This is a genomic window from Caballeronia sp. SL1002 (assembly GCF_057814995.1).
Window position 1 is genome coordinate 152,737 of record NZ_JBYMUW010000002.1, and the last position, 13,737, is coordinate 166,473.

Sequence of the window (13,737 nt, forward strand, 5' to 3'; positions counted from 1 at the left end):
TAACTTAAGAGAAAAGGAAGCGCCAGCATGCCCACTACCGTCGATAGCGCCCTCGCGCGCTTTCCCAGCCTGGCTAACAAAACCGTGCTGATCACGGGCGGCGCGACCGGAATCGGCGCGGCGTTTGTCGAGCATTTCTTCGATCAGGGCGCGAAAGTCGCCTTCTTCGATGTCGACACCGACGCCGGCGAGGCGCTCGCCGACCAGCTCGGCGCGGATCTCCCCGAGAACCGTTTCCGGCCGATGTTCCTGCGCGTCGATCTGACCGATATCGACGCATTGCGCAAAGGCATCGCCGATGTCCGCGCCGCGTTCGGCCCGATCACCGTGCTCGTGAACAACGCGGCGAACGACAAGCGCCACAAGATCGAGGACGTGACGCCTGAGTCTTACGACGCGGGCATCGCGGTGAATCTGCGGCATCAGTTTTTCGCGGCGCAGGCCGTGATCGACGACATGAAGCAAGCAGGCGGCGGCTCGATCATCAATCTCGGCTCGGTGAGCTGGATGCTGAAAAACGGCGGTTATCCGGTGTACGTTTCCGCGAAAGCCGCCGTGCAGGGCATGACGCGCGGCCTCGCGCGCGACCTTGGGGCCTTCAATATCCGCGTGAACACGCTCGTGCCGGGCTGGGTGATGACGGACAAGCAAAAGCGGCTGTGGCTCGACGACGCCGGCCGCCGCTCGATCAAGGAAGGCCAGTGTATCGACGGCGAATTGCTGCCGGAACATCTCGCGCGCGCGGCGCTTTTCCTCGCCGCCGACGATAGCCGCATGATGACGGCGCAGGACGTGGTGATCGACGGAGGCTGGGCGTGAGCGCGCAGTTGCTGATCGACTGCAAATGCACGCTGGGCGAAGGCGCGACGTGGGACGCAGCGAACGGCCTGTTCTACTGGACGGATATCGAAGGCAAGCGGCTGTGGCGCTACGATCCGCGCGACGAACGCAAGGTCTCGTTCGACATGCCGGAGCGGCTCGGCTGTTTCGCGCTCACCGCCGATCCCGACACGCTCTTGCTCGGCCTCGCTTCGCGGCTCGCGTTTTTCGACCTTGAAACCGGCCGGATCGAGACGATCCGCGAAGTCGAGCCGGACCTGCCGACGCGCCTGAACGACGGCCGATGCGACCGTCAGGGACGTTTCGTGTTCGGCACGAAGCACGACGTGGCGAATGCGGAAGCGATCGGCGGCTTCTACCGGCTCAACGCCGATCTGACGCTCGAACGCCTGCCGCTCGGAGACTGCGCGATTTCGAACAGCATTGCGTTCAGCCCGGACGGCTCGAAAATGTACTATTGCGACTCGCCGAGCCGCGAAATCCGCGTGTGCGACTACGACGGTTTCAAGAACGACCGCGTGTTCGTGCGTCTCGCGGACCCGACGGGCGAGCCGGACGGCTCCATCGTCGATCGTGACGGCGGACTCTGGAACGCGCAGTGGGGCGGCGCGCGCGTCGTGCGCTATGCGCCGGACGGCCGCGAAACGGCGCGCGTGGACGTGCCGAGCGCACAGCCGAGTTGCGTCGCGTTCGGCGGCCCGAAGCTCGGCACGCTCTATATCACCAGCGCCCGCGCGGGCCTCGATCACGACGCCTTGCAGCACGACCTGCGCGCGGGCGGCGTGTTTATCGCGACGCCGGCGGCGCGCGGGGTGGTCGAAGCGGTGTTTCAGCGCAAGAAATAACGAGGCCGCGCGCCACGGCGCGCGTCCCGCCGCACCCGGCCGAGCCGGGCTTTTTCGCCTCTCGATGGAGCTAAAGCCATGACAGTTGCGCGTTCGGCAGGAAGAACACCGTCGGCTTCGACGTCCTCCACAACGGCTGCTTCCGGCGCCGACGCTCGCCGCTCCCGGCTCGCCGCTGCCACCGAGCCGCCGATCCGCCCCGGCCCGAGCACGGCGGTCGTCGCGATGGGCGGCGCGAATGTCGAAGGCTGCATCACGCTCGCGAATTCCCAGTTGCGCCTCGATGTCGCGCCCGCGCTCGGCGGCGGCATCACGCGCTTCGACTGGCGCAGCGAAGGCGCGCTGGTGCCGATTTTCCGGCCGTGCGCGCATCCCGGGCCCGGCACCGATCCCGAGCAACTTGCCTGCTTTCCGCTTCTGCCGTACTCGAACCGGATCGGCGGCGGGCATTTTCGCTTTTCGGGACGCGCCGTGCAGGTGCCGCGCAATCGCGCCCACGAGGCGCTGCCGCTCCACGGCGACGGCTGGCTCGGCTGCTGGCAGGTCGAATCCGAGGAATCGACGCGTCTGCGCCTCACGCTCGACCGGCGCGGCGGCGATCCTTATTCGTATCGCGCGTCGCAGACTTTTACGCTCGATGGCGCCACGCTGATCGTCACGCTCGATGTCGAGAATACCGGCCGCGAAACACTACCGTTCGGCCTCGGACTGCACCCGTTTCTGATGCGCGAAGCCGACACGGAATTATCGGCGGCGGCGGGCGGCTTGTGGCTCTGCGGCGCCGACTGGCTGCCGGTGCGCCACGTTCCTGCGCCGCCCGCGTGGCAATTCGGCGTCGCTTACCCAATGCCCGCCGCGATGGTGAACAACGCGTTCACCGGCTGGAGCGGGCGCACGAGCGTGTTGTGGCCGAAGCGCAAACTGACGCTCACGATCGCCGCGAATACCGACTATTACGTGCTGTACGCGCCGCCAGGCGAGAATTTCTTCTGCTTCGAACCCGTCGATCACCCGATCAACGCCGTCAATCTGCCGGGCGGCGGCGAGGCGCACGGCATGACGGCGCTCGCGCGCGGCGAATCGCTCACGCGCGAATTCCGCTTCACCGTCGAGCGTTCCGGCGAGTCCGCGCGCCGCAATCGGCCGCGCAATCCGGCGGGACAAAAAGCGCGCGGAAAAGCGGCGGCGCGGCCCGCCGCCTGACGACGCCCGCGCGCCGCAGGCGGCAGCCGCAGCCGGAAGCCGCTCGCGACACGTTAAAATGCGTGACATCGTCGTTTCCTTCCCTGCGGGTTCCCATGTCCTTCATTAGTTCTCTCAACGCCGCGTGGACGCGGACTCAGTCGCTCCTCTGCGTCGGCCTCGACCCCGAGCCGAGCAAGTTTCCCGGCGCGCTCGCGAATCGGCCGGACGCGATTTTCGAGTTTTGCAGCGCCATCGTCGATGCCACCGCGCCTTACGCGTCGTCGTTCAAGCCGCAGATCGCGTACTTCGCCGCGCATCGGGCGGAAGACCAGCTTGAGCAACTGATCGCGCATATTCACGAGCGGCATCCCGGCCTGCCGGTGATTCTCGACGCAAAACGCGGCGATATCGGCAGCACCGCCGAGCAATACGCGCGCGAAGCCTTCGAGCGGTATCGGGCGGACGCCGTGACGGTCAATCCATACATGGGTTTCGATTCGATCCAGCCGTATCTCGCGCATGAGGGCAAGGGCGTGATCGTGTTGTGCCGGACGTCGAATCCGGGCGGCTCCGACCTCCAGTTTCTGGAGACGGGCGGGCGGCCGCTGTATCAGGTCGTCGCGCAGCTCGCGGCCGAGCAGTGGAACGCGAGCGGGCAACTCGGCCTCGTGGTCGGCGCGACGTTTCCGCGTGAAATTGAAACCGTGCGCGCGATTGTCGGCGATATGCCGCTGCTGATTCCGGGCATCGGCGCGCAGGGTGGCGACGTGGAGGCGACGGTGCGCGCGGGGCGCACGCGTTCGGGTCGCGGCATGCTCATCAACTCGTCGCGGGCGATTATTTACGCAGGCAAGGGCGACGATTTCGCCGATGCCGCCGCGCTCGCCGCGAAGAAAACACGCGATACGATCAACGCGTATCTGTAAGACAGCGCTACTTTTCCCGCCGATCCAGCAATTCCAGCAGGCCGCGCAGCGCGTGCGCGGCGGCCTGCGCGCGAACGTGCTCGCGGTCGCCCTTGAATAAATGCGTTTCCACCGACGTATGCAGCCGGTTGCTCCACGCGAACGACACGGTGCCGACCGGTTTCGCATCGCTGCCGCCCGCTGGTCCCGCCACGCCCGTGATCGCCACCGAGATTTGCGCGCGGCTGTTGCGCAGCGCGCCTTCGGCCATCGCGCGCGCGACCGGTTCGCTCACCGCGCCGTGCTGCTCGATCAACGCCGCCGGCACGCCGATCATCTCCGTCTTCGCCAGATTCGAATACGTGACGAAGCCGCGTTCGAACCAGCCGCTGCTGCCTGAAATATCGGTGATCGCGGTGGCGACCATGCCGCCCGTGCAGGATTCGGCGGTGGCGAGCATCAGCCGCTCGTCGCGCAGTTTATTGCCGACGCGGATCGCAAGCTGGTGGACGACGTTATCGGTGGGCATGGCGCGCCTCGAAGGAACTCGGGTTGAATTGCTCAGACCGTCATGCGCCAGAGCGCAATGACGAGCAGCGACATAAACGCGGCGACGAGATCGTCGAACATGATGCCAAAACCGCCTTTCAAATGGCGGTCGAAATAGCGGATCGGCTGCGGTTTCACCATGTCGAAGAAGCGGAACACGATAAACGCCCACAACTGCCCGGTGAACGTGGCCGGCGTGACGAGCAGCAGCACGAGCCAGAACGCGACGATCTCGTCCCACACCACCGCAGACGGATCGCTCACCGCCATTTTCTTCGCCGTGAAGCCGGTGAACCAGCATCCCGCGACAAATCCCACGGCAATCAGCGCGGCCCATTCCGCGACCGTCATGTACGGATTGAACGCGACAAACGACGCCCACGCGAACAGCGTGCCGACCGTGCCCGGCGCGACCGGCGAAAGTCCGCTGCCGAAACCGAGCGACAAGATATGCAGCGGATGCGTGAGCATGAAGCGCGCAGTCGCCTTGCGCGGTTTAACCGGGGCGGCGGAAAGCTCGTCGTCGATGGTCGGGTCAGTCTGCATGAAAATGGTCGAAGCCTTGCAACGTCAGTGAAACCGGTGCGCCGGTCCGATCGCGCCACGCGATGAACGGCGTCTGGCCGGGCGTTTCGAGGGCCTCGATTGTACCGATGCGGGTAATCGGCGCGCGGCACTGATCGCCGATTCGCGCGATGCGTTCGCGGGCGTCGCGCGGCGCGGTGAAGCACAGTTCGTAGTCGTCGCCGCCCGCGAGCGTGCAGAGGCGCACCGTGTCCGGCGGCAACGCGGCGAGCGCGGCCGAGCGCGGCACGGCGTCCACATCGACCGTGGCCGCGACATTCGAACGCTTCAGGATATGCAGAAGATCGCCGGCGAGGCCGTCGGAGAGATCGAGCGCCGCGTGCGCGACGCCGCGCAGGTTCACGCCAAGTTCCACGCGCGGTTGCGGCATTTCGAGGGCGCGCATCATCTGGCGCTCGGCGGCGGCATCCGGCGCGCGCCATTCGCCGCGCCGGATGCCGAGTCCCGCGCGCGCATCGCCGAGCGGCCCGGACACGTAGATATCGTCGCCCGGCTGCGCGGCATCGCGACGCAGCGCCTGACCGCGCGGCACATCGCCGAACACGGTGATGCAGATGTTGAGCGGTCCGCCGGTCGTATCGCCGCCGATCAGTTCAACGTTGCACGCCTCCGCCAGTTCGAACATGCCGCGGCTGAACGCGTCGAGCCAGCGCTCGTCGGCGGATGGCAGCGCAAGCGCCAGCGTGAACGCACGCGCGGCGGCGCCCATCGCGGCCAGATCCGAGAGATTCACGGCGAGCGCCTTGTGCCCGAGCGCGTGTGGATCGACGTCGGCGAAAAAGTGGCGGCCTTCCACCAGCATGTCGGTGGAGATAGCCAGTTCCTGACCAGGCGACGGCGCGAACAACGCGCAGTCGTCGCCGATACCGAGCGTCGCGCGCGAGCGGTCCGCCGAGAACGCGGGTTGAGGCGGATGAGCCGCGCGACGGGCGAAATATCGCTCGATCAGGGAAAACTCGGAAGACATGAACGGTCCGGAAATTAAGCGAAATAGTGGGAACGCTGGCTGCCCGGTTTAAGCGGCGAATGCGCGCGCGTTTGAATGCGATGAGCGAATTTAACGCGTCGCGCAGTGCGTGGACAGCCCGCTTTCAGTGCGTTTCGGGTCCGGCAGTTGCACCCTAATTGCAAGGATTGCAACCCGACCGGACGGTTGAATGGCGCTACAATGCGTTCGAACTTCTATTCTAATCTCGCACTGCCAGCCTGCTCCATGACCACAAACGACGCCAATATGAAATTGCGCGAAGCTGCGCTCGATTACCACGAATTTCCGACGCCGGGCAAAATCGCCATCGCGCCGACCAAGCAAATGATCAACCAGCGCGACCTCGCGCTGGCGTATTCGCCGGGCGTGGCGTTCGCGTGCGAGGCGATCGTCGAAGATCCGCTCAACGCCGCGCGCTTCACGGCGCGTAGCAACCTCGTCGGCGTGGTGACGAACGGCACGGCGGTGCTCGGTCTCGGCAACATCGGACCGCTCGCGTCGAAGCCGGTGATGGAAGGCAAGGCGGTGTTGTTCAAGAAGTTTGCGGGCATCGACGTGTTCGACATCGAACTGAACGAGATGGACCCGCACAAGCTGGTGGACGTGATCGCCGCGCTCGAACCCACGTTCGGCGGCATCAACCTGGAAGACATCAAGGCGCCGGACTGCTTTATCGTCGAGCGCGAATGCCGCAAGCGCATGAAGATCCCGGTCTTCCACGACGACCAGCACGGTACCGCCATCGTCGTCGCGGCCGCGATCACGAACGGTCTGAAAGTGGTCGGCAAGCATATCGGCGAAGTGAAACTGGTCGCCTCGGGCGCGGGCGCCGCGGCGCTCGCGTGTCTCGATTTGCTCGTCGATCTCGGCATGAAGCTTGAGAACATTTATGTGACGGATCTGGCCGGCGTGGTCTACAAGGGCCGCGTCGAACTGATGGATCCGGACAAGGAGCGCTTCGCTCGCGAGACCGACGCGCGCACGCTCGCCGAGGTGATCGAAGGCGCCGACGTGTTCCTCGGTTTGTCGGCCGGTGGCGTGCTCAAGCAGGACATGGTCAAGGCGATGGGCACGAAGCCGCTGATTCTCGCGCTCGCCAACCCGACGCCGGAAATCCTGCCGGAACTCGCACTGGAAGTGCGTCCGGACGCCGTGCTCGCCACGGGCCGCACGGACTATCCGAATCAGGTCAACAACGTGCTGTGCTTCCCGTTCATCTTCCGCGGCGCGCTCGATGCAGGCGCGACGACGGTCACGCGCGAGATGGAAATCGCCGCCGTGAACGCGATTGCGGAACTGGCGCGTCAGGAACAAAGCGATATCGTCGCGACGGCTTACGGCATTCAGGATTTGTCGTTCGGCCCGGAATATCTGATTCCGAAGCCTTTCGACCCGCGTTTGATCGTCAAGATCGCGCCGGCCGTTGCCAAGGCCGCGATGGATTCCGGCGTCGCGACGCGTCCGATCGAGGACATGGACGCCTACGAGCAACATTTGCAGCAGTTCGTCTATCACAGCGGCACCACGATGAAGCCCGTGTTCCAGCTTGCGCGCAGCGTCGAGCCGGACAAGAAGCGCATCGTGTTCGCCGAGGGCGAGGAAGAGCGCGTGTTGCGCGCGGTGCAAATCGCGGTGGACGAGAAGATCGCGAAGCCGATTTTGATCGGCCGGCCGGCGGTGATTCAGCAGCGGATCACGAAATTCGGCCTGCGTCTCACGCCGGGCGTCGATTTCACGGTGGTCGATACCGATCACGACGAGCGTTATCGCGATTTCTGGCAGACGTATCACGCGATGATGGCGAGAAAGGGCATCAGCGCGCAGATGGCGAAGCTGGAAATGCGCCGCCGCACGACGCTGATCGGCTCGATGCTGGTGAAGAAGGGCGAAGCGGACGGCATGATTTGCGGCACGATCAGCACGACGCATCGCCACTTGCACTTTATCGACCAGGTGATCGGCAAGAAGGAAGGCTGCAGCGTCTACGCCGCGATGAACGGGCTGGTGCTGCCGGGACGGCAGATTTTCATAGTCGATACGCACGTGAACGTCGATCCTACGCCCGAGCAACTCGCCGAAATCACCATCATGGCCGCCGAGGAAGTGCGCCGCTTCGGCATCGTGCCGAAGATCGCGCTGCTGTCGCATTCGAACTTCGGCACGAGCAACGCGCCGAGCGCGCAGAAAATGCGCGACACGCTCGCCATCCTGCGTGAACGCGCGCCGGATCTGGACGTGGACGGCGAAATGCACGGCGACGTCGCGCTCGATTCGAATCTGCGCCGCGAAGTGCTGCCGGAATCGACGCTCGAAGGCGACGCCAATCTGCTGATCCTGCCGAATATCGACGCCGCGAACATTTCCTACAATTTGCTGAAGACGGCGGCGGGCAACAATATCGCCATCGGCCCGATGCTGCTGGGCGCGGCGCAACCGGTGCATGTTCTGACGGCTTCGGCTACGGTGCGGCGGATCGTCAATATGACGGCGCTGCTGGTCGCGGACGCGACGGCGGCGCGGTAAAGCGCGGGGCTGCGCAGGCGGCCACGCGATCAACAGGATGTTGCTGACCTTGGGCTTTCCGCGTGCGGAAGGCCCAAATTGTTTTTGGGCCAAAAAAAGCGTGCCGCGCAATGCGGCACGCCCGAGGCAAGCAAGGGGATTGCGTTTCCCTCGAAAAACAGCAGTGGCGACAGCCGAACCTGGCGGAACGACTGTGAAATATCCGCGAGAGAGGCGAAATCCGCAGACGTTTTCTGAACCACGCTTGAAATCCAGTATTCCCCTGAACAGGATAAAAATCTCTCAGATTTGGGCTAAAAACGTCCGGGCGGATTTTGCTCGGATCGGCGGCGAATCGGCTCGATTACGGAAAGAACGCTTTCAATTCCCGAACGAACGTTGATTCCAAAGGGCTTTAGCGATACCCTTACGACTTTCATGGTCGTCGAAAACATGGTTTTATCGCGGGGACGAAACGGAGTGAAGCGCGTGTTGTTCAGAGGTTGCGGCATCGCGTTGGCGGCATCGGCGCTGATTCTGAGCGGTTGCCACGATCAGGATCAAAACCGCGACGCACGCACGCAAGCGACGGGCAAAAGCGGCGCAAGCGCCGTGGTCGAGGCCTTTCAGCCGACGCCGTCCGAGCAAAAAGCTGCATCGTCTCAAGTCGATTCGGCGAGCCGGGAAACATTCAGCGGCGGCACGGTCAAAACCGCGGAGTTGCCGAAGCAGGCCGTGGCGACGTTACGCAAGATCGAGGCAGGCGGGCCGTTCCCGTTCGAGAAGGACGGCATCGTGTTCGGAAATCGCGAGCGTGCGTTGCCGGCCCATCCGCGCGGCTTTTACCGCGAATACACCGTTCCCACGCCGCGCGCCCGCAACCGCGGCGCACGCCGGATCGTGTGCGGCGGCCCGCGTCGGCAGATCGACAACTGCTTTTACTCCGACGACCATTACGCCAGTTTTAAACGCATTGCGGGATAACTTCGGGATGAACGGCATGAGCGACAACATCTACGCGCACGACAACGGTGTCGCGGGTGATCTTTTCGCCACCGGCGATGGCAACCTGTTCCAGCGCGTGCTGCGCCTGCGCGGCGCGACCGACGCGACCGGCACCGAGACCAGACCCGACGACGAACCGAGCCCGGCGCTGTCATCATTGGACGAGGGGTCTATGAGTCTTTTCAAGACGGTACGATCGAATATCGTGCAGTCGATTCGCGCTTTCCGCGTGCAGGATCTCGCCGACGAAGCCAACAAGCTCGGCCAGCATTTCCTTTACGCGTACTGCGGCCAGGCGCAAAGCAAGCAGGAAGTGCTCGAAACCATCGCGACGTCGTTCCTTCTTCCGAAGCATTTCGGCAAGAACTATGACGCGCTGTTCGACAGTCTCACCGATCTCGTGCATAAAGCCGGCACGCAGCCGGGCTTCGTGATCGTGCTCGAAGCGCTGCCGGTGGCGCAGAAATTCGACAAGGAAGGCCGCGAAACGCTGCTCGACGTGTTTCGCGAAGCCGCGGAATTCTGGGCCGAACGGCGCGTGGCGTTCCGGGTGTTCTACTCGTTCGCCTGAGATTCACGGGTTGAACAAAAAGCCGGTCATCGCGAGGTGACCGGCTTTTTGCGTTCTTTAGCTAAGGCTTCGGTTGGAGCATCACCAACCGCCCCAACGCGCCGCTAACGCCGCAAGCACTGCCACGCCCGCCGTCTCGGTGCGCAGGACGCGCGGCCCAAGGCCGAGCGCGGCAAATCCCGCATCGACGATCATCGCTTCTTCCGCCGGTGAAAATCCGGCTTCCGGGCCGATCAGCACGATAACCGGCGCGTCCGCCGGGGTGGCGGGCAAGGTCGCGAAACTCACTTCGGCGCGCGGCGACAGCAGCAATCGGAGTTCGCCGTCGAGAGCGCTTGGCAATCCGTCGATCCACGCAGAAAGACTCAGCGCGGGCGATACGTCGGGGATGCGGTTCCGTCCGCATTGTTCGCACGCCGCGCGCGTCAAAGCCTGCCAGTGCGCCTGACGCTTCGCGGCGCGCTCGCCGGAAAGCCGCACCACGCCGCGCTCGGCGATCAGCGGCACCACCGCCGAAACGCCGAGTTCGACCGATTTCTCGATCAGCCAATCCATCTTGTCGCCACCGGCGACGCCTTGCGCCAGCGTCACGCGATACGGCGCTTCGGCTTCACGTTCGACGTGATGTCCAAGCTGCGCCATCGCCGACTTCTTCCCGATTTCGATCAATTCACCATGAAATTCGCCGCCCGAGCCGTCGAACAGCACGACGGAATCGCCCGTCTGCAAGCGCAGAACGTGGACGTGGCGCACGACATCGTCGGGAAGGGAAACGGTAACGCCCGGCGCGAGCGGGCCGGCGACGAAGAAACGGGGCATGAGCGTGACCGTGCCTCGGAAGGACCGGCGTCGGTAAAAAGAGAGGGCGCGAGTTTAATTCAGATGCCGCGCGATGGCCCAGCGATAGCCGTCCGGATCTTCGAATTGCGCGAAGCGGTCGCCCCAGAACTGGTCTTGCGGCTCGATCAAGCCCTTCGCGCCGACGGCGAGCGCGCGGGCAAACACGGCATCGACGTCGTCTACGTACAGATAGAACGACTGCGGTGCCATCAGCCCGGCGCTTTTCGGCGTGCGCGCGTGCGATCCATACGCGCCCTCCGGCGCAAACATCACGATCAACTGGCCGCGATACGTCATCTCGACATGGATGACCGCACCGTCGTCGTGGACGCTGTCGCGCACGGCAAAACCCAGCGCCTGCTCGTAGAAACCAGTGCTCACGCGCGCATCGCGCACGGTCAGATAGGGCGTCAGCCAGGGGACATCGGCTGGGCGGGGATCGGTCATTGCAAACTCCCTGAAGCAGGTTCCTGTGTCGGGGCATTGTGCCACGAAGCCCCGGCGCGTCTGGCGTCGGTACGGCTGAGCACGCGTTTCGAGCGCTTAAGCGCGCTATTTGTTCAGATGTTCGAACCGTTCGCATGCAGGTAGCGTGCCCGACATGCGGCGCGTTGCCACGCTCGCGGGCGGCGCGATGATCCGGAACCGTTTCCAGCGACCCGTACTGATCCGCCAGCGCCTTTGGCGATATGCCTGCCGGACCTGTCTGTTAGAATGACCGGCTTCCGATCCTCTTCGTTTCTCGTCGTTCCGGGTCCCGAAAATGTCGTTCAGCCTTTCGCCCGGCGCGTCATCCAGAAGCTCCCAGGATTATTTCAGGACCTACCCGGAATCGACATGACGACCCCGACCTCCAGCCAAACCGCTCTGATGGCAAACGCAATTCGCGCGCTGTCCATGGATGCCGTTCAACAAGCCAATTCCGGTCACCCGGGCATGCCGATGGGCATGGCCGAGATCGGCGTCGCGCTCTGGTCGCGTCACCTCAAGCACAATCCGCAGAACCCGCACTGGGCCGACCGCGACCGCTTCGTCCTGTCGAACGGCCACGGCTCGATGCTGCTTTATTCGTTGCTGCATCTGACCGGCTATGACCTGCCGATCGGCGAACTGAAGAATTTCCGCCAGCTCCATTCGAAGACGCCGGGTCACCCGGAAGTGGGCATCACGCCGGGCGTCGAAACCACGACGGGTCCGCTCGGTCAGGGTCTGGGCAACGCGGTCGGCATGGCGCTGGCTGAAGCGCTGCTCGCCGCCGAGTTCAACAAGGACGGCACGAAGCTCGTCGATCACCACACCTACGTGTTCCTCGGCGACGGCTGCCTGATGGAAGGCATTTCGCACGAAGCGTGCTCGTTCGCCGGCACGCTGAAGCTGAACAAGCTGATCGCGCTGTACGACGACAACGGCATTTCCATCGACGGCCACGTCGAGCACTGGTTCCACGACGACACCCCGAAGCGCTTCGAAGCCTACGGCTGGAACGTGATCCGCGCGGTTGACGGCCACAACGTCGACGCGGTGGACGCAGCCATCGCGCAAGCCAAGAATTCGGACAAACCGACGCTGATCTGCTGCCGCACGACCATCGGCAAGGGCGCGCCCACGAAGGCGGGCAGCCACGATTCGCACGGCTCACCGCTCGGGACGAAGGAAATCGCGGACGCGCGCGCGGGCCTCGGCTGGACCTGGGAGCCGTTCGTGATTCCGGCGGAAGTCTATGCCGCGTGGGACGCGAAGGAATCGGGCGCGCGCGCCGAAGCCGACTGGAACAAGACGCTGGAAGCTTACCGCGCGAAATTCCCGGCTGAAGCCGCGGAATTCGTGCGTCGGATGAGCGGCGAACTGCCGGCAGACTGGTCGCAGAAAGCGGCCGCTATCATCGAGGAAGCTAACCAGAAAGCCGAAACGGTCGCGACCCGCAAGGCGTCGCAGCAAACGCTGGACGGTCTGGCGGCGGCATTGCCGGAACTGCTCGGCGGATCGGCGGATCTGACGAGTTCGAATCTCACGAACTGGAAAGCGTCGAAGCCGGTGCGCGCAGCCGGCGACGCCGACAACCACAACCCGGACGGCGCGGGCATCCAGTGGGGCAACCATATCAACTACGGCGTGCGCGAATTCGGTATGAGCGCGGCGATCAACGGCATCGTGCTGCACGGTGGCTATCGTCCGTTCGGCGGCACGTTCCTGACGTTCTCCGACTACAGCCGCAACGCGCTGCGCGTCGCCGCGTTGATGAAGTCGCGCTCGATCTTCGTGTTCACGCACGATTCGATCGGTCTCGGCGAAGACGGCCCGACGCACCAGTCGGTCGAGCAGACGGCCAGTCTGCGCCTGATTCCGCACATGCAGGTGTGGCGTCCGGCCGATACGGTCGAAACCGCGGTGGCCTGGACGCACGCGATCGAGCACAAGGGTCCGTCGGTGCTGATTTTTACGCGTCAAAACCTGCTGTTTTCGCCGCGCAACGACGTTCAGATCGCTAATATTTCGAAGGGCGGCTACGTGCTGCGCGACTGGAACGACGACATTCCGGCGCGCAAGATCATCCTGATCGCGACTGGTTCGGAGGTCGAACTGGCCCTGAAGGCGGGCGACAAGCTGGCGCAGGAAGGGATTGGCGCGCGCATCGTTTCCATGCCGTCCACGAACGTGTTCGACGCGCAGGACGCCGAGTACCGCGAGCGCGTGCTGCCGAAGGGCGTGGCGCGGGTCGCGATCGAAGCCGGCGTGACGGATTTCTGGCGCAAGTATGTGGGCCTGGAAGGCGGCGTGGTGGGCATCGATTCGTTCGGCGAATCCGCGCCCGCCGGCGAACTTTTCAAGTATTTCGGTTTTACCGTCGAGAATGTCGTCGAGACGGCGAAGGCCGCGCTCGCGGGCGCCTGAGCGTTGCGCGACGCATTGCGCGCTTCAAAG

At 64.4% G+C, this 13,737-nt stretch carries 14 protein-coding genes; 9 read left to right on the plus strand and 5 right to left on the minus strand.

Features of this window, described 5'->3' with window-relative positions; all coding sequences use genetic code 11:
• Positions 1-27: 27 nt before the first annotated feature.
• The 4 genes from AC3D25_RS03630 (at position 28) to pyrF (ending at position 3,796) form a co-directional block, all read left to right on the plus strand.
• A complete protein-coding gene (locus AC3D25_RS03630) occupies positions 28-819 on the plus strand; it encodes an SDR family NAD(P)-dependent oxidoreductase (RefSeq protein WP_488887117.1) in 792 nt (263 codons plus the stop codon).
• On the plus strand, positions 816-1,685 hold the full coding sequence (locus AC3D25_RS03635; RefSeq protein WP_488887118.1) for an SMP-30/gluconolactonase/LRE family protein: 870 nt from the start codon (positions 816-818) through the stop codon (positions 1,683-1,685). Before AC3D25_RS03630 ends, AC3D25_RS03635 begins: the two co-directional genes overlap by 4 nt.
• A 78-nt stretch (positions 1,686-1,763) precedes the next feature.
• Positions 1,764-2,888 (plus strand): aldose 1-epimerase, encoded by a 1,125-nt coding sequence (locus AC3D25_RS03640; RefSeq protein WP_488887119.1) that lies wholly within the window; start codon positions 1,764-1,766, stop codon positions 2,886-2,888.
• Positions 2,889-2,983: 95 nt separating this feature from the next.
• Positions 2,984-3,796 carry an orotidine-5'-phosphate decarboxylase gene (gene pyrF / locus AC3D25_RS03645; RefSeq protein WP_488887120.1) on the plus strand — a complete coding sequence of 271 codons (813 nt, stop codon included), beginning with the start codon at positions 2,984-2,986 and terminating at the stop codon, positions 3,794-3,796.
• Between the two features lie 7 nt (positions 3,797-3,803).
• On the opposite strand, the gene AC3D25_RS03650 is transcribed toward pyrF, so the two are convergent.
• The 3 genes from AC3D25_RS03650 to thiL are packed head-to-tail and all read right to left on the minus strand — an operon-like array spanning position 3,804 to position 5,876.
• A complete protein-coding gene (locus AC3D25_RS03650) occupies positions 3,804-4,304 on the minus strand; it encodes a CinA family protein (RefSeq protein WP_488887121.1) in 501 nt (166 codons plus the stop codon).
• Between the two features lie 32 nt (positions 4,305-4,336).
• Positions 4,337-4,870: a phosphatidylglycerophosphatase A family protein gene (locus AC3D25_RS03655; RefSeq protein WP_488887122.1), complete on the minus strand. Its 534-nt coding sequence runs from the start codon at positions 4,868-4,870 to the stop codon at positions 4,337-4,339.
• A complete protein-coding gene (gene thiL / locus AC3D25_RS03660; protein WP_488887123.1) occupies positions 4,860-5,876 on the minus strand; it encodes a thiamine-phosphate kinase in 1,017 nt (338 codons plus the stop codon). Before thiL ends, AC3D25_RS03655 begins: the two co-directional genes overlap by 11 nt.
• Positions 5,877-6,077: 201 nt before the next feature.
• On the opposite strand from thiL, the gene AC3D25_RS03665 reads away from it, so the two are divergent.
• The 4 genes from AC3D25_RS03665 to AC3D25_RS03680 all read left to right on the plus strand — a co-directional run bounded on the left by AC3D25_RS03665 (position 6,078) and on the right by AC3D25_RS03680 (position 9,975).
• Positions 6,078-8,420 carry an NADP-dependent malic enzyme gene (locus AC3D25_RS03665; protein ID WP_488887124.1) on the plus strand — a complete coding sequence of 781 codons (2,343 nt, stop codon included), beginning with the start codon at positions 6,078-6,080 and terminating at the stop codon, positions 8,418-8,420.
• A 37-nt stretch (positions 8,421-8,457) separates the two neighbouring features.
• The gene (locus AC3D25_RS03670; RefSeq protein WP_488887125.1) at positions 8,458-8,802 is read left to right on the plus strand and encodes a hypothetical protein; all 345 of its coding nucleotides are present in this window, start codon (positions 8,458-8,460) and stop codon (positions 8,800-8,802) included.
• A 77-nt stretch (positions 8,803-8,879) separates the two neighbouring features.
• Positions 8,880-9,383, plus strand: a complete 504-nt coding sequence (locus AC3D25_RS03675) for a ribonuclease (RefSeq protein WP_488887126.1) — start codon at positions 8,880-8,882, stop codon at positions 9,381-9,383.
• A gap of 16 nt (positions 9,384-9,399) precedes the next feature.
• Positions 9,400-9,975 carry a barstar family protein gene (locus AC3D25_RS03680; RefSeq protein WP_488887127.1) on the plus strand — a complete coding sequence of 192 codons (576 nt, stop codon included), beginning with the start codon at positions 9,400-9,402 and terminating at the stop codon, positions 9,973-9,975.
• Between the two features lie 81 nt (positions 9,976-10,056).
• Here AC3D25_RS03680 and AC3D25_RS03685 read toward each other — a convergent pair whose 3' ends face one another.
• Both AC3D25_RS03685 and AC3D25_RS03690 read right to left on the minus strand, forming a co-directional pair.
• Positions 10,057-10,794 (minus strand): 16S rRNA (uracil(1498)-N(3))-methyltransferase, encoded by a 738-nt coding sequence (locus AC3D25_RS03685; protein WP_488887128.1) that lies wholly within the window; start codon positions 10,792-10,794, stop codon positions 10,057-10,059.
• Between the two features lie 54 nt (positions 10,795-10,848).
• A complete protein-coding gene (locus AC3D25_RS03690; protein ID WP_488887129.1) occupies positions 10,849-11,262 on the minus strand; it encodes a VOC family protein in 414 nt (137 codons plus the stop codon).
• Positions 11,263-11,652: 390 nt separating this feature from the next.
• Between AC3D25_RS03690 and tkt the strand changes: the two genes are divergently transcribed.
• Positions 11,653-13,707 (plus strand): transketolase, encoded by a 2,055-nt coding sequence (gene tkt, locus AC3D25_RS03695; RefSeq protein WP_488887130.1) that lies wholly within the window; start codon positions 11,653-11,655, stop codon positions 13,705-13,707.
• The last annotated feature ends 30 nt before the right edge of the window (positions 13,708-13,737 follow it).